13 protein-coding genes are annotated in these 14615 nt (G+C 72.8%); 6 read left to right on the forward strand and 7 right to left on the reverse strand.

Annotation, left to right across the window (positions count from 1 at the left end; translation table 11 throughout):
- Positions 1–1395, forward strand: a complete 1395-nt coding sequence (locus BN4251_RS01070; RefSeq protein ID WP_087483326.1) for an L-serine ammonia-lyase — start codon at positions 1–3, stop codon at positions 1393–1395.
- Here BN4251_RS01070 and BN4251_RS01075 read toward each other — a convergent pair.
- From BN4251_RS01075 to BN4251_RS01085, 3 genes are read right to left on the reverse strand one after another with little or no spacing between them, the layout of a single operon-like run.
- Positions 1376–2479 (reverse strand): AMP-binding protein, encoded by a 1104-nt coding sequence (locus BN4251_RS01075; RefSeq protein WP_087483327.1) that lies wholly within the window; start codon positions 2477–2479, stop codon positions 1376–1378. The two genes, BN4251_RS01070 and BN4251_RS01075, sit on opposite strands and share 20 nt — an antisense overlap.
- Complete coding sequence (locus BN4251_RS01080) at positions 2476–3264, reverse strand: SDR family NAD(P)-dependent oxidoreductase (protein WP_087483328.1); 789 nt, start codon at positions 3262–3264, stop codon at positions 2476–2478. Before BN4251_RS01080 ends, BN4251_RS01075 begins: the two co-directional genes overlap by 4 nt.
- A gap of 19 nt (positions 3265–3283) precedes the next feature.
- Positions 3284–4390: an NADH:flavin oxidoreductase/NADH oxidase gene (locus tag BN4251_RS01085; RefSeq protein WP_087483329.1), complete on the reverse strand. Its 1107-nt coding sequence runs from the start codon at positions 4388–4390 to the stop codon at positions 3284–3286.
- 164 nt (positions 4391–4554) lie between these two features.
- On the opposite strand from BN4251_RS01085, the gene acs reads away from it, so the two are divergent.
- Positions 4555–6534, forward strand: a complete 1980-nt coding sequence (gene acs / locus BN4251_RS01090) for an acetate--CoA ligase (RefSeq protein ID WP_087483330.1) — start codon at positions 4555–4557, stop codon at positions 6532–6534.
- A 114-nt stretch (positions 6535–6648) separates the two neighbouring features.
- Here the strand turns inward: acs and BN4251_RS01095 are convergent, their stop codons facing one another.
- The 3 genes from BN4251_RS01095 to BN4251_RS01105 are packed head-to-tail and all read right to left on the reverse strand — an operon-like array spanning position 6649 to position 9532.
- Positions 6649–7581 carry a DUF4097 family beta strand repeat-containing protein gene (locus tag BN4251_RS01095; RefSeq protein WP_087483331.1) on the reverse strand — a complete coding sequence of 311 codons (933 nt, stop codon included), beginning with the start codon at positions 7579–7581 and terminating at the stop codon, positions 6649–6651.
- Positions 7581–8234, reverse strand: a complete 654-nt coding sequence (locus tag BN4251_RS01100; RefSeq protein ID WP_087483332.1) for a response regulator transcription factor — start codon at positions 8232–8234, stop codon at positions 7581–7583. Before BN4251_RS01100 ends, BN4251_RS01095 begins: the two co-directional genes overlap by 1 nt.
- The gene (locus BN4251_RS01105) at positions 8231–9532 is read right to left on the reverse strand and encodes a sensor histidine kinase (protein WP_087483333.1); all 1302 of its coding nucleotides are present in this window, start codon (positions 9530–9532) and stop codon (positions 8231–8233) included. The genes BN4251_RS01100 and BN4251_RS01105 overlap by 4 nt, the downstream gene beginning before the upstream one ends.
- Positions 9533–9680: 148 nt before the next feature.
- On the opposite strand from BN4251_RS01105, the gene BN4251_RS01110 reads away from it, so the two are divergent.
- From BN4251_RS01110 to rlmB, 4 genes are all read left to right on the forward strand, one after another.
- The gene (locus BN4251_RS01110; RefSeq protein WP_170931767.1) at positions 9681–10868 is read left to right on the forward strand and encodes a LacI family DNA-binding transcriptional regulator; all 1188 of its coding nucleotides are present in this window, start codon (positions 9681–9683) and stop codon (positions 10866–10868) included.
- A gap of 52 nt (positions 10869–10920) precedes the next feature.
- Positions 10921–11403, forward strand: a complete 483-nt coding sequence (locus tag BN4251_RS01115) for a phage holin family protein (protein WP_087483335.1) — start codon at positions 10921–10923, stop codon at positions 11401–11403.
- Positions 11404–11470: 67 nt separating this feature from the next.
- A complete protein-coding gene (cysS, locus tag BN4251_RS01120; RefSeq protein ID WP_087483336.1) occupies positions 11471–12922 on the forward strand; it encodes a cysteine--tRNA ligase in 1452 nt (483 codons plus the stop codon).
- 19 nt (positions 12923–12941) lie between these two features.
- On the forward strand, positions 12942–13910 hold the full coding sequence (rlmB, locus tag BN4251_RS01125; protein WP_087483337.1) for a 23S rRNA (guanosine(2251)-2'-O)-methyltransferase RlmB: 969 nt from the start codon (positions 12942–12944) through the stop codon (positions 13908–13910).
- Here the strand turns inward: rlmB and yczE are convergent.
- Positions 13895–14605, reverse strand: coding sequence for a membrane protein YczE (yczE, locus tag BN4251_RS01130; protein WP_087483338.1), 711 nt, complete (start codon positions 14603–14605; stop codon positions 13895–13897). The genes rlmB and yczE overlap by 16 nt on opposite strands.
- Between the last annotated feature and the right edge of the window lie 10 nt (positions 14606–14615).

Consider the following 14615-nt stretch of genomic DNA (forward strand, 5'->3'; position numbering starts at 1 on the left):
ATGAGCATCAGCACCTTCGACATGTTCAAGATCGGTATCGGGCCCTCGAGCTCGCACACTGTGGGGCCGATGCGGGCCGCAGGCCTGTTCGCCCGCGAGGTGCTGGCGGATCCCGAGCTGGGGCCCCGGGTCGCCGACGTGGCCGTGCACCTCTACGGCTCCCTCGCCGCGACGGCCGTGGGTCACGGCACCCTGGACGCGGTGGTGATGGGGCTCGAGGGCGCGGACCCGGAGACCGTGGACCCGGTCGCCGGGCGCGAACGGGTCGCCGCGATCGAGGCGGAGGGCGGTCTGCTGCTCGGCGGCCGGGTGCCGGTGAGCCTTCGCCCCTCCACGATCGTCACCCACCCGCTGACCTTCCTGCCCCAGCACTCCAACGGCATGACCTTCATCGCGCTGGATGCGCAGGGCGAGGAGCTGCAGCGTCGGCCCATGTTCTCCGTGGGCGGCGGCTTCGTGGTGGACGAGGCCGATATGGACCGCTCGATCGCCGAGGTCGCCGCGGAGGACGAGGGCCGCACGATCTTCACCACCGGGGACGAGCTGCTGCGGGTCTGCGAGGACCGCGGCATCTCGATCTCCGAGGCGATGCTGATGCGCGAGCGGCAGTGGCGCAGCGACGAGGAGATCCGCTCCGGCCTGCTGACGATCTGGCGCGCCATGCACGAGTGCATCGAGCGCGGCACCCGCACCGGCGGCACCCTCCCCGGTGGGCTCGAGGTCAAGCGCCGCGCCGCCTCCTGGTACGACTCGCTGAGCGCCGAGGACCCGGTGCGCCTGCCGATGAACGCCTTCGAATGGGTCTCCCTCGCGGCGCTCGCCGTCAACGAGGAGAACGCCGCAGGCGGCCGAGTGGTCACCGCACCCACCAACGGCGCCGCGGGGATCGTCCCGGCGGTGCTCTACTTCGCGACCACCTACATCGAGGGGGTGGACCCCGACGAGATCGCGGTGCGCTTCCTGCTCACCGCGGGAGCGATCGGCTCGCTGTACAAGGAGCACGCCTCGATCTCCGGTGCCGAGGTGGGATGCCAGGGCGAGGTGGGCTCCGCCTGCTCGATGGCGGCGGCCGCGCTGTGCGAGACGATGGGTGGCAAACCCGCGCAGGTTGAGAACGCCGCCGAGATCGCCATGGAGCACAATCTGGGGCTGACCTGCGATCCCATCGGGGGTCTGGTGCAGATCCCCTGCATCGAGCGCAACGCCATGGCAGCGGTCAAGGCGATCACGGCCGCGCGCTTCGCGCTGCGTGGCACGGGCGAGCACTTCGTCTCGCTGGACACGGTGATCGAGACCATGCGCCAGACGGGCAAGGACATGCACGAGCGGTACAAGGAGACGGCGATGGGCGGTCTCGCCGTGACCGCCGTGCCGGTCAGCCTCCCGGACTGCTGAGGACCACCTCGCGCGGCACCGCCGCCGCCCCCAGCCGGTCGCGCACCAGCGCCCGCAGCTCTTCCGCGCCCGGTGCCGGCCGGGCCTCCGGCTCGAGCTGCACCACGGCACGGGTGCGCACCCCGAAGCGCGCATCGGGCACCACCTCGAGGCGGGCCTCGCGCACCCCGTCATGGGCGCACAGCACCTGCACCACCGCGACCGGGTCGTGGAGCATCCCTCCCGAGGAGAGCGTCCCATCGGCCCGGCCCAGCACCTGCACGATCCCGTCCGCGCTGATCACGCCCCTGTCGGTGAGCAGCTCCCGGCCGGCGGTGAACGGCGTGCGCGCGTGCAGCAGACCGCCCGCGGCGCGCATCCGCACCCCGCGCAGAGGGCGCCCGTCCACCGTCAGCGTCCCGGTCTCGGTGGTGCCGTACACGTCATGCACCCGGGCCCGGAAGTGACGGGCGAGATCCGCGCGCAGCTCCGACGAGAGCATGTCGGAGCCCGAGACGATGCGCGGGATCCGCAGCGGGCGCCCCTGGCCGAGGGAGCGGTGCGCCTCGAGGATGTCGTGCAGATGCACCGGCACGCCGGTGAGCAGATCAACGGAGCCGCGGTGGAGCAGCTCGATCCGCTCGGCCGTGGGCAGGTGGGTGAGGTCGAGCAGCGGGGCGCCCAGGGCGAGCGCGCCGAGGGTGGTCTGCAGGCCGTGACCGTGGACGCCCGGTGCGGCGCAGGCGATCGTGCGACCGGGCCGCAGTCCGATGCGCCGGGCCAGATCGGCGAGGGTGGTCAGCTGCGCGGGGGTCAGAGTGCTGCGGCGCAGCAGGCGCGGGCTCGCCGTGCTGCCGCTCGAGCGCATCTCGAGACGGCCGTCTCCGGCGAGGGCGGTCACCAGCACCTGCCGCAGCGGGGCGGTGACCGGCAGGGCGCCGAGACCGGGCGGAGCACCCGAGCGGCGGGAGCGGCGGCGGTGGAGATCCACCAGGTCCATCAGCTCGCCCGCACTCAGCGTGCCGTGCTGGTCCCGGAGCACCACGGAGCGGGGACGCAGCGCCACCCGGGCCCGCAGCGCGGTGGTGGACTGCAGCAGCTTCATACCCGCTCCTCCCCTCTGCGTGCGGCCATGCGCCGCACCAGCTGACCGGCGCGTCCTGCGGCGGCGGCCGAGAGCACGGGGGCCGCCTGGGCGAGCGTCGCGCCCGCCCGCGCCCAGACAGGGGAGACGAGGGTGCGCGGCGCATCCAGGGCGTGCAGCACGCGCTGTGCGGCCTGCGCGGGGGAGAGGGCGCCGCGCGGGGCGCTGCCGTAGGTGGGGACGGCCATCGCGGTCGCCACCAGCGGCAGCTCCACGATCGCGATCCGCACGCCCTGGCGAGCGGCCTGCGGTCGCACGGCACGCAGCCACGCGTCCAGCCCGGCCTTCGAGGCGCCGTAGGCGGCCCAGCCGGGCGCGGGGATGCGGGCGGAGGCGCTGGTGACCGCGACGATCCGGCCATCGCCCCCTGCGCACATCGCCTCCAGCATCCCCAGCAGCAGCGTCGCCGGGCCCAGCATGTTCGCACCAACCAGGCGCACCAGATCGTGGGGGCGGCCGAAGCTCTCGGCGAGGTCGCGGCGGATCGAATGGCCGGCCAGGGAGAGCACCGCCTGCGGCGTGCCGTGCACGGTGAGCACCTCACGGGTCAGCTCCTGCACCGCCCCCTGGTCCCTCAGATCGCAGGGCAGCACCTCGGCGCTGCCCCCGGCGGCGCGCACCTGCTCGGCCAGAACGGTCAGGCGCAGGCCGTCGCGGGCGCTCAGCAGCAGGTGCTCGCCGCGCGCCGCGAGCCGGAGGCAGACCTCCCGGCCGACGCCCCCGCTCGCGCCCGTGACCAGGATCATCGCCGGCCGCCGGCGCTGCTCACCACGAACCTCGCTGATAGGCGCCGGGGTAGAGCGCGGCATCGCGCATCCCGAGCTCGTGCGCGGCCCGCTGGGGCCAGCCCGGCTCGCGCAGGGCGGCTCGGCCCACCGCCACGAAGTCGGCGTCGCCGCGCTCGAGCACGTCCTGGGCGCCGCGGGGGTCGGTGATCAGCCCGACGGCCGCCACCGGCATCGACACCGCATCGCGCAGGGTGCGGGCGAAGCCCACCTGGTACTCGGGCCCCACCGCGATGTCCGCGATCACCGCACCTCCCGTGGAGACGTGCAGGGCGTCGACGCCCACCTTCTCGAGCTCGCGGGCGAGCTCGACGGACTGCTCGATGTCCCAGCCGCCGTCGATCCAGTCCGTGGCGCTCAGGCGCACGATCAGCGGGTGGTCCTGCGGCCACTGCTCGCGCACCGCGGCGGCGATCTGAAGCGCGAGCCGGCGCCTGCCCGGGCCGTCCCCGCCGTACTCGTCGGTGCGGGTGTTCACCAGCGGGGAGAGGAACTCGTGGACCAGGTACCCGTGGGCGAAGTGGAGCTCGACGGCGTCGAAGCCGGCCTGCTCGGCGCGGCGCGCGGCGGCGACGAAGTCCTCGATGATCCGCCCGATCTGCGCGGTGTCGAGCTCGTCCGGGGCGTCGAGCCCCGGGAACGGATCCGCGGTGGGGCCGACGGTGCGCCAGCCCGAGGCGAACTCCGGCACCGTGCCGCGGCGCCGGCTGAAGCGAGGCAGCGCGGGCCAGGTGGAGGCCTTGCGGCCGGCGTGGGCGAGCTGCACCGCGACGGGTGCGCCCTGGGCCTGGCAGAACCGGGTGATGCGCCGCCACGCCTCGACCTGCTCGTCATTCCACAGCCCCGTGTCCTGCGGGCTGATCCGGCCCTCGGGGCTCACCGCCGTGGCCTCCGTGACGATCAGCCCGAAACCGCCGGTCGCGCGCGCCCCCAGATGCACCAGGTGCCAGTCGGTGGGGACGCCGTCCTCCGCCTCGACCATGTACTGGCACATCGGGGCGAGCCAGATGCGGTTGCGCATCTCGAGGGAGCGCAGCTGCGCAGGGGCCAGGAGCACCGGGGGAGCGGTGACGGGATCGGGACGCATGGTTCCCTACGGTAGTCCTCCCGCCTGTCAGCTCGCGCGATGGTTCACGCGTGCAGCCAGGTGCCCGCGAAGTGTGAGCGGGGCGCGTGACGTGGGTCTCCTGCGATACGGTAGCGACGTCCGTCCGTCCCGGTGTCCCCGGGGCCCGTGAAGCAGGAGTGTTGATGTCTGACGACGCGAAGACCGGGATCGAGAACCTCTCGCAGGAGACCCGCACCTTCTCCCCGCCCACCGAGTTCGTGCAGAACTCCGTCGGCCGGCCTTCCCTCTATCAGGAGGCGGAGCGGGATCGACTCGCGTTCTGGCGCTCCCGGGCGAGCCTGCTGAGCTGGGAGACCCCGTTCACCGAGACGCTCGACTGGTCGAACCCGCCCTTCGCACGCTGGTTCGCCGACGGCACGCTGAACGTCGCCTACAACTGTGTGGACCGCCACGTCGAGTCCGGCCACGGCGCGCAGGTCGCGCTGCTGGCAGAGTACGAGGACGGCTCCGACGCCGCTTTCACCTACGCCGACGTCAAGGACGAGATCTCCCGGATGGCCAACGTGCTGACCGATCTCGGCGTCAAGACCGGCGACCGTGTCGCGATCTACCTGCCCATGGTCCCCGAGGCCGTCTTCGCGATGCTCGCCTGCGCCCGCATCGGCGCACCCCACTCGGTGGTCTTCGGCGGATTCAGCGCCGAGGCGCTGCGCTCGCGCATCGAGGACGCCGAGGCCCGCGTGGTGATCACGGCCGACGGCCAGAACCGTCGCGGCAAGCAGCTGCCGCTCAAGCCCGCCGTGGACGAGGCGCTCGCCGGTGGCGGCGCCTCCGTCGAGAAGGTGCTCGTGGTGCGCCGCACCGGCGGCGACGTCGAGTGGACCGAGGGCCGGGACGTGTGGTGGCACGAGGTCCGCGAGAGCGCCTCGACCGAGCACGCGCCGGTGCCCGTGGAGGCCGAGCACCCGCTGTTCATCCTGTACACCTCCGGCACCACCGGAAAGCCCAAGGGCATCGTCCACACCACCGGCGGCTACCTCACCCAGGCCGCCTACACCCATCGCAACGTCTTCGACCTCAAGCCCTCCACGGACGTCTACTGGTGCACGGCGGACGTCGGCTGGGTCACCGGACACACCTACGTGGTCTACGGCCCCATGGCCAACCGCGCCACCCAGGTCATCTACGAGGGCACCCCGGACACCCCGCACCAGGGCCGCTGGTGGGAGATCATCGAGAAGCACAAGGTCTCGCTGTTCTACTCCTCGCCCACCGCGATCCGCACCGCGATGAAGTGGGGCGAGGACATCCCCGGCAAGTTCGACCTGTCCTCGCTGCGCCTGCTCGGCAGCGTGGGCGAGGCCATCAACCCCGAGGCCTGGATGTGGTACCGCCGCGTGATCGGCGGGGACCGCTGCCCGATCGTGGACACCTGGTGGCAGACCGAGACCGGCGGCATCATGATCTCGCCGCTGCCGGGCGTGACCGCGACCAAGCCGGGCTCCGCACAGCAGCCGCTCCCGGGCATCAGCGCCGACGTGCGCAACGACGAAGGCGCCTCGGTGGCCAACGGCGAGGGCGGCTACCTCGTGCTCGATCAGCCCTGGCCGGGCATGCTGCGCGGCATCTGGGGCGATCCCGAGCGCTTCAAGGAGACCTACTGGTCGCGCTTCGAGGGCATGTACTTCGCCGGTGACGGCGCGAAGCGTGACGAGGACGGCGACATCTGGATCCTCGGCCGCGTGGACGACGTCATGAACGTCTCCGGGCACCGCCTGTCCACCATGGAGATCGAGTCCGCGCTGGTCAGCCATGACTGGGTGGCTGAGGCCGCGGTGGTGGGCGCGAACGACGAGACCACCGGCCAGGCACCGGTCGCCTTCGTGATCCTCCGCTCCGGCAACGAGGACGCGATCGCCGAGGCCGGCGGCGAGGAGGCCGTCTCGGAGATGCTGCGCGCCCACGTGGGCAAGGAGATCGGCCCGATCGCCAAGCCCAAGAAGGTGCTGATCGTCTCCGAGCTGCCGAAGACCCGCTCCGGCAAGATCATGCGCCGCCTGCTGCGGGACGTCGCTGAGAACCGCGAGGTGGGTGATACCCAGACTCTCGCCGACGCCTCCGTCATGGACCGCATCCAGCAGGGCCTGAGCGGCAGGAGCTGAGCCCGCCGCCCGCTCTCCGGTGGGCCGAGGAGGAACAGCGCAGGGCGGGTGCCCGGTCGATCGACCGGGCACCCGCCCTGCGTCATGCCGCGACGGGCCGCGCGGAGGAGGCGGTCAGCGGGTGATGCTGATGTCCCCGAGGCTCGAGGTCACCGTGAGCTCCCGTCCCTCGCTCGCCGAGCCGCGGGTGAGCGAGGGATCGATCGAGACGGACCCGAGATCGGTCGCGGTGGTGACATCCCAGCTCTCCGCCCCGGGCAGCGAGACCTGCACGTCGCCGAGCTCGGTGAGCACATCGATCCTGGTCTCGGCATCCGCCGGGAGGGTCAGGGCGACAGAACCGGCCGTGGTGCGCAGGCCGATCGACTCGGTGCCCGGTGAGTCCAGCTCGAGGCTGATGTCGCCCACCTGGGAGCTTGCCCGCACCTCGCCGTCCACGGAGAGGGGACCGAGGCGGAGCGAGCCGACGTCCGAATGCGCCGTCAGGGAGGTGAACTCCCCGTCGACCTGGATGTCACCGACGTCCGCCTGCAGATCGAGCGCGAGCTCATGGCCGACGGGCACGAGCACCAGCACGTCACGATCCGGGCTCGTCCAGGGAGCGATGCTGACCCGCTCGGGCTGGCGCACGGTCACCGTCGTGCCCGAGGCGCCGGCGACCTCGGTGAGATGGGCGCGCACCGTCTGACCGGTTGCCGGCAGTGCGGTCGAACCCGGCTCCGTCAGGGCGAGGGTGACCTCCTCGACGTCCGCCGAGGGCAGCACCTGCACAGTGCCGACGGTGCTGGTCAGGGAGAGCGAGGCGGGCGTGCCCAGGGCGGTCACGGCCGGGATCTCGTCCACATCGCGCACAGCGATCCAGCTGCTGACCGAGGCGAGGGCGAATCCGGCCACCACCAGCAGCGTCGTCACCGCGCCGATGAGGACGGTGAGCACCCGCCAGGGACGATCCTGCTGAGGGGAGGGGGTCAGCTGCCGGCCCGGCTCGTAGCGGGGCTCCTGCTCCACGGGCTGCCGGGCGGGGTCGGCGTGGAGGGTGCCGGTCATCATCGCTCCTCGGACTCGAGGTAGCGCAGCACGGCCATGACCCGTCGGTTCTCGCCGTCCACCGGCGGGAGATCGAGCTTGCCCAGCAGCGAGGAGATGTGCTTCTCGACGCTCCCGGCCGAGACGAACAGGGTGTCCGCGATCGCCTGGTTCGAACGGCCCTGGGCCATCAGCGCGAGCACCTCCCGCTCGCGGGGCGTGAGCCCCTCGAGCGAGCGTCGGCGCCGTGAGCGGATGAAGATCTGCTGGACCACCTCGGGGTCCAGCCAGGTGCCGCCGGCGCCGACGTCGGCCACCACGCCCAGGAAGTCCTCCACATCCGCGACCCGGTCCTTGAGCACGTAGCCCAGGCCCGTGGGCGAGTCCGCGATCAGCTCCGAGGCGTAGCGCTCCTCGACGTACTGCGAGAGCACCAGCAGCGGCACCTCGGGATCCTGCCGGCGGATCAGCACCGCGGCGCGGATGCCCTCGTCGGTGAAGGTCGGGGGCATGCGCACATCGATCACGGCGAGATCGGGCCGGTGCTCGGCGACGGCGCCGAGCAGAGCGTTGCCGTCGCCGACCGCGGCGACCACCTCGTGGCCGGCGTCGGTGAGCAGCCGCTCGAGCCCTGCGCGCAGCAGCACGGCATCATCAGCGATCACGATCCTCATCGGAGGGCCTCCAGGGGTGCGGTGGGGTGGCGCGGCCCCAGCGGGATGACGGCGGTCAGGACGGTGCCCTGGCCGGGCGGGCTCGTGACCTCGAGCCGGCCGCCGGTCGCGCGGACGCGGTCGGTCAGGCCCGCGAGGCCGGTGGAGTGCCCGTCGCGGCGCAGCCGGGCGCCTCCGCGGCCGTCGTCGGCGACCCGCACCTGCAGCGCCTCGGCGGTGCGGCCGACGACGACCTCGGCGGTCCTCGCCTCGGCGTGCTTGGCGACGTTGGTCAGCGCCTCGGCGACGACGAAGTAGGCGACCGCCTCGAGCTCGCGGTCCAGCACCGGCTCCTCGCCGGGCCGCAGGTCCACCCGCAGGTCGACGGGGATGCGGGAGCGGGCGGCGAGGGCGGAGAGCGCGGCGTCCAGGCCGCGGTCCTCGAGGATCGCGGGATGGATGCCGCGGGCGAGCTGGCGCAGATCCGTCATGACGGCCTTCGCCTCGGCATGGGCCTCGGAGACCAGACGCTCGGCGCGCTCGGGATCCTCCCGGATCGCGCGCTTTGCGACGCCGAGCGTCATCGCGAGGTTCACCAGGCGGGGCTGGACCCCGTCGTGCAGATCGCGTTCGATGCGCAGGCGCTCCTGGGCCGCCGCATCGACGGCGCCGCGGCGGCGCTCGGCGAGCTCGGCGACCTGCTCGCGCAGATCGTCCTCCGAGCCGGAGATCAGGCCGCGCGCGAGCCCTCGATCGGCCAGAGCCCCCAGCGCCAGCGACCCCACCGCCGCCAGCAGCCCCGCCGTGCCGAGCATCGCCAGCACCCAGCGGCTCAGCTCCCGCCCGCCGAGCTCGAGCGGCCCGCGCAGCAGAGCGGACTCCCACGCCGCCCAGCCGAGCCACAGCATCACAAGGGCCATCACCGCGAAGATCCCGGTGACCAGCATCGCGAGGTGATGGTGGAGCACTCCGCGCCAGAACGCGCCGGTGCCCAGCTCGAACCAGCGATCCTGCAGCCAGCCGGCCGCCCCGGTGCGCATCGAGCGCCGCCGCGGAGGGAGGATCACGCGGATGCCGTGGATCGCCACCGCCCGCCGCCGCTCGATGCGCACCGCCAGCTGCATCACCAGCAGCCACGGGACCAGCAGCAGCAGTCCGCTGCCGAGCGCGGGCAGAGCCGAGACGCCGCCCACGAGCATCGCGAGGCTCACCCAGAACCAGCTGCCCAGCAGCAGGCCGCCCACGACCACGGAGGCGAGGGCGGCGGGGGAGAGCCGCGAGCGCCGTGGGGCCGCGTCGCGGGCGGAGGAAATGTCCATGCCCTGACGATATGCGGCGCGGCGCGCTCCGTTCCACGGTGCGCGCCCTCCGCTTGTGCGGGGGAAAACCCCCGCTCGGAGCGATCTGCGACGCATCAGCGGCCGGACCGCCCCGGGTCAGGGCCCCGAATGCGGTTCAATGGGTCCCATGAGCAGTGACGCCACTTCTTCCGAGGGGTCCATCGACCCCGCCTCCGATACCGCCACCCCGCAGGACGACGAGGGCGCGACCGGCCAGGTCGTCGAGAACGTCGAGCGCACCGCCGCGGAGCTGCGCGACGACGGCCAGGACCGCGGCACCCTGCGGGACGTCGCCAACTCGCTGGGGATCTCCAGCGCGGTCGCCCTGCGCGCGCTGCGGGAGTCCGACGAGATCAAGCCCCAGATGATCCGCCGGGTCCGCGAGACCGCCGAGCGGCTCCGCTTCCCGCTCGAGGAGCTCAGCGAGGAGACCGAGCACCGAGGCGTGGTGGCCGTGCTGGTGAACACCATGCGCAACACCTGGATCTCCGATCTGGTGCGCGCGATCCGCATCGAGCTGACCGCGACCGGCCGCACCGCGGTGGTGGTCCCCACCCGTCGCCGCGTGCCCGAGTACCCCGTGGCCGCGGACACCGACGCGATCGAGAACCTCGTCCATCTCGGGGTGGACGGCTTCCTGATGATCTCCGACCTCGCGGACATGGACAGCGTGCTCGAGGCCGCCGGCAACCGGCCCCTGGTGGGCATCGGCTGCTCGCAGGAGTTCGTGGGCCGCTTCGACACCGTGCGGATCGACGACGAGGTGGGTCAGGGCCTGCTGGTGGACCACCTGGTGAGCCTGGGCCATCGCGAGATCGCCCACATCGGCGGCGTGGGCGCGGCCGTGGCCCGCGAGCGCGCGGACGCCTTCCGCAAGGCGATGGAGCGTCACGGCCTGGGCGAGCTGGCCCGGGTCGAGCCGGGCGACTTCACCGAGCAGGTCGGTCAGACCGCCGGAGATATGCTGCTGCGCGGAAGCCGCGTCCCGACGGCGGTGACCTGCGCGAACGACGTCACCGCGGTGGGGCTGCTCTCCGCGGCCCGCGACGCCGGCTTCAGCGTCCCCGAGGAGCTCGCGGTGGCCGGCTACGGCAACACCTCGCTCGCCTCCTCCGGCATCTCCCAGGTCACCAGCGTCGACCCGAATTCCGACCGGTTGGGAGCCCTCGCGGCCCAGTTCCTGGTGGACCGGGTCTCCGGTGACGAGGCCCCGCCCCGGGACGTGGCCGTGGCCCCGTCCCTGGTGGTGCGGCGCACGAGCTCGGCGGGGCCCCGGCCCGAGACCACCCGGCGCAAGCGGATCTCGGTCGACTGAGCCGTCTCGCGTACCTGACGAACCTCCACCTCCCTGAGATAGGCTCCGACCCATGATCAACACCACGAACGACCCGAGCACGCCGCCCACCCAGCGGTCCATCGGCGAGCTCGTCCAGTCCATCCGGGACGAGCTCCTCGGTGTCGTGCACCATGAGATCGACATCGCCAAGAAGGAGTTCAGGGCCCTCGCGATCAAGGTCACCATCATCGCCGCCTGCGCGGCGGTGCTGCTGTTCCTGCTGCTCTCCGCCTGGGTGATGCTGCTGTTCGCGGCGGCCACCGGCCTCGAGGCGCTCGGATTGCCCTACTGGGCGGCGTTCCTCATCGTCGCCGGGGTGTTCGTCGTGCTCGGCGCGATCTTCGGCCTGGTCGCCTTCCTGGTGTCCAAGAAGCTCAAGGCCCCCGAGACCACGATCGAGACCGCGCAGGCCGCGGTGGGCGCGGTCCAGGGCAAGCGGCGCCAGAACGCCGTCTCCTACGACGACACCTTCGAGGAGCTCTACGGCAAGCAGGTCAGCGCCCGCGCCGAGTGAGCGTCCCCCTGCCGCTGCGGCGTGCGCCGAGGCCGTCGGCCGCACCGCGGGGCAGTACCCTGGTGGGGTGACTCTCCACCTGTACGACACCGCCACCCGATCCGTCGCACCCTTCCAGCCGGTGCACGAGGGGGCGGTGTCGTTGTATGTCTGCGGACCGACCACCCAGGGCGCCCCGCACCTCGGGCACCTGCGCACCTTCCTCGCCTTCGACGTGCTCGTGCGCTGGCTCGAGCGCAGCGGGCTCGCGGTCACCCACATCCGCAACGTCACCGACATCGATGACAAGATCCTGATCAAGTCCGCCGAGGCCGGCGCGGACTGGTGGGCCTGGTCGCTGCGCTTCGAGCGCGAGTTCCAGGACGTCCTGGACCGCATCGGCAACCGCCGCCCCAGCTACGAGCCGCGCGCCACCGGCCACGTGCCCGAGATGATCGAGCTGATGCAGCTGCTCATCGAGCGCGGCCACGCCTACGCCGACGGGAACGGCTCGGTCTACTTCGACGTCGCCTCGCATCCGAGCTACGGATCGCTCACCCGGCAGTCCCTCGAGGACATGCAGGACGCCGGCGAGGAGATGGAGCCGGGCAAGCGTGACCGCCGCGACTTCGCGCTGTGGAAGGCGGCGAAGGCGAGCGAGCCGGAGACCGCCTCCTGGGACACCCCCTTCGGGCGCGGCAGGCCGGGCTGGCACCTCGAGTGCTCCGCGATGAGCCGCAAGTACCTGGGGGAGACCTTCGACATCCACGCCGGCGGGCTCGACCTGCGCTTCCCCCACCACGAGAACGAGCAGGCCCAGTCCCATGCGGCCGGCTTCGGCTTCGCCCGCACCTGGATGCACTCCGGGGTGCTCACCGTGGACGGGCTGAAGATGGGCAAGAGCCTGGACAACTTCGTCACCGCCGCCCGCGCCCTCGCCGAGCACCCCACCCCTGCGGTGCGGCTCGCCCTGGTCAGCGGTCACTATCGCGCGACCGTGGAGTACAACGCGACGGCGATGCGCGAGGCCGAGACCGTCTGGGAACGCTTCGGCGCGACCGCCCGCCGGGCCGCGGAGCTGCTCGGCGAGCAGGATCCCGCGGTCTCGCCCGAGGCGGACCTCGTGGCGATCGAGCTGCCGGCGGACTTCGTTGCGGCGATGGACGACGACCTCGCCGTGCCCGAGGCCCTCGCCGTGATCCACCGCGAGCAGTCGGCCCTGAACACCCTGCTCGCGCGCGGCGCGGCCGGCGCCGAGCGCGCGGAGATCTCCGCAGGGCTGGGCCGCCTGCGCGCCATGCTCGACGTGCTCGGCCTGGACCCGCTCTCGCCCCGGTGGCGGGCCGACGGGGGCACGAGCGGCGCCGAGCATGCCGCGCTGGACGCCCTGATCACCAGCCAGCTGGCGGCCCGGGAGGCCGCGCGGGCCGAGAAGGACTGGGCCCGTGCCGATGCGCTGCGCGACGCGCTGAGCGCTGCGGGGATCCGCATCGAGGACGGGCAGGAGGGCGCCCGATGGACCCTCGAGACCACGAACTGAAGGACTGAGGAGACGCCAGATGGCAGGAAACAGCTCGCGCCGCGGCGCGGTGCGCAAGAGCAAGAAGGGCGCCACCGTCGGCTCCGGCGGCGTGCGCCGCCGCGGGCTCGAGGGCAAGGGCCCGACGCCCAAGGCCGAGGACCGCCCCGCGCACAAGGCGTACAAGGGCACCTCCGGCGGGGCGGGCGGCGGCGGACGTCGCGGCCCCGGCGCGAAGGGCGCCCGCAAGCAGCCCGGCAGCGATCAGGTCGCGGGCCGCAACGCAGTGCTCGAGGCGCTGCGCGAGGACGTGCCCGCCACCAAGCTGACGCTGATGGTGCGCCTGGACACCGATGAGCGGGTGGGCGAGATCATGCGCCTGGCCACCGCGCGCGGACTGCCGATCGCCGAGGCCACCCGCGCGGACCTCGACCGGATGACCGACCACGCCGTCCACCAGGGCGTGGCATTGACCATCCCGCCCTACGAGTACGCGGACGTCGATGATCTGCTGGACATCGCCGCGGATCGCTTCGAGCCGCCGCTGCTGGTGGCGCTCGACGGCATCACCGATCCTCGCAACCTCGGGGCGATCCTCCGCTCCGCCGACGCCTTCGGCGCGCACGGGGTGATCCTGCCCGAGCGGCGCAGCGTCTCGATGACCGCGAGCGTGTGGAAGGTCGCCGCCGGCGCGGCGGGCCGGGTGCGCGTCGCCCAGGTCACCAACCTCAACCGCACCCTCACCTCCCTCAAGGAGAAGGGCGTGTTCGTGCTCGGCCTGGACGCCGAGGGCGATGTGACCACCCGCGGGCTCGAGCTGGGCACCCAGCCGGTCGCGCTGGTCGTCGGCGCCGAGGGCAAGGGCCTGTCCCGCCTCGCCCGCGAGATCAGCGACCAGGTGGTCTCGATCCCGATGGGCGGGCGCTCGGAGTCCCTGAACGCCTCGGTCGCCGCCGCGATCGCGCTGTACGAGCTCTCCGGGGTCAGGGAGCGTCAGGGCCTGGCCTGAGAGGAGCGGTGCGCGGGGCCGGGGTCCTCCCGGCCCCGCACCGCGCGCACTGGCATGGTCACATGCGGCAGCGCGAGCTGGATCACCGGGCCCAGCGCGATCGCATAGACCACCGTCCCGACTCCCAGCGGACCGCCCAGCGCCCAGCCGGTCACCAGCACGAGCACCTCGAGCACGATCCGCACGGGGCCGACGGGGCGGCTCAGCACACGGCCCAGCCCGGTCATCAGCCCGTCACGGGGCCCGGCACCGAGCTGCGCCCCGATGTACACCGCGCCGCTGATCCCGTTGAGCACCACGCCCGCGGCCATCATCAGCACGGCGAGCGCGAGGGAGCGGGCCTCGGGCAGCACCAGCATCCCCAGGTCGATGCTCACGCCCACCCAGATCGAGTTCGCGACCGTGCCGATCCCGATCTGCTCGCGCAGCGGCACCCACAGCACCAGGAGCACGAAGCTCACGGCGATGCTCACCGTGCCCACGGTCAGGCCCAGGCGGTCGGCGAGCGCCGCATGGAGCACGTCCCAGGGGGCTCCTCCGAGCCCGGACTCCAGCAGCATCGCGAGCGAGACGCCGAAGCCCGTCAGCCCCGCCATCATCTGCAGCAGGCGCAGGCCCAGTCGGTCCACGCCCAGCTGATCGCGCAGGGTGAGGTTCTGCAGCCGCGCCGGAGCGCCGCCGCGCGGACGCAGCATCAGGGAAACG

The organism is Brachybacterium massiliense, assembly GCF_900184245.1.
GTDB classification, from domain to species: Bacteria; Actinomycetota; Actinomycetes; order Actinomycetales; family Dermabacteraceae; genus Brachybacterium; species Brachybacterium massiliense.

Bases quoted from the DNA above. Each gene is read 5' to 3' on its own strand.
- BN4251_RS01095 (WP_087483331.1), bottom strand. From the start codon at position 7,581: ATGACCGGCACCCTCCACGCCGACCCCGCCCGGCAGCCCGTGGAGCAG.
- BN4251_RS01085 (WP_087483329.1), bottom strand. From the start codon at position 4,390: ATGCGTCCCGATCCCGTCACCGCTCCCCCGGTGCTCCTGGCCCCTGCG.
- BN4251_RS01070 (WP_087483326.1), top strand. From the start codon at position 1: ATGAGCATCAGCACCTTCGACATGTTCAAGATCGGTATCGGGCCCTCG.
- acs (WP_087483330.1), top strand. From the start codon at position 4,555: ATGTCTGACGACGCGAAGACCGGGATCGAGAACCTCTCGCAGGAGACC.
- yczE (WP_087483338.1), bottom strand. From the start codon at position 14,605: ATGCTGCGTCCGCGCGGCGGCGCTCCGGCGCGGCTGCAGAACCTCACC.
- BN4251_RS01115 (WP_087483335.1), top strand. From the start codon at position 10,921: ATGATCAACACCACGAACGACCCGAGCACGCCGCCCACCCAGCGGTCC.
- BN4251_RS01080 (WP_087483328.1), bottom strand. From the start codon at position 3,264: ATGATCCTGGTCACGGGCGCGAGCGGGGGCGTCGGCCGGGAGGTCTGC.
- BN4251_RS01105 (WP_087483333.1), bottom strand. From the start codon at position 9,532: ATGGACATTTCCTCCGCCCGCGACGCGGCCCCACGGCGCTCGCGGCTC.
- rlmB (WP_087483337.1), top strand. From the start codon at position 12,942: ATGGCAGGAAACAGCTCGCGCCGCGGCGCGGTGCGCAAGAGCAAGAAG.
- BN4251_RS01100 (WP_087483332.1), bottom strand. From the start codon at position 8,234: ATGAGGATCGTGATCGCTGATGATGCCGTGCTGCTGCGCGCAGGGCTC.
- BN4251_RS01110 (WP_170931767.1), top strand. From the start codon at position 9,681: ATGAGCAGTGACGCCACTTCTTCCGAGGGGTCCATCGACCCCGCCTCC.
- BN4251_RS01075 (WP_087483327.1), bottom strand. From the start codon at position 2,479: ATGAAGCTGCTGCAGTCCACCACCGCGCTGCGGGCCCGGGTGGCGCTG.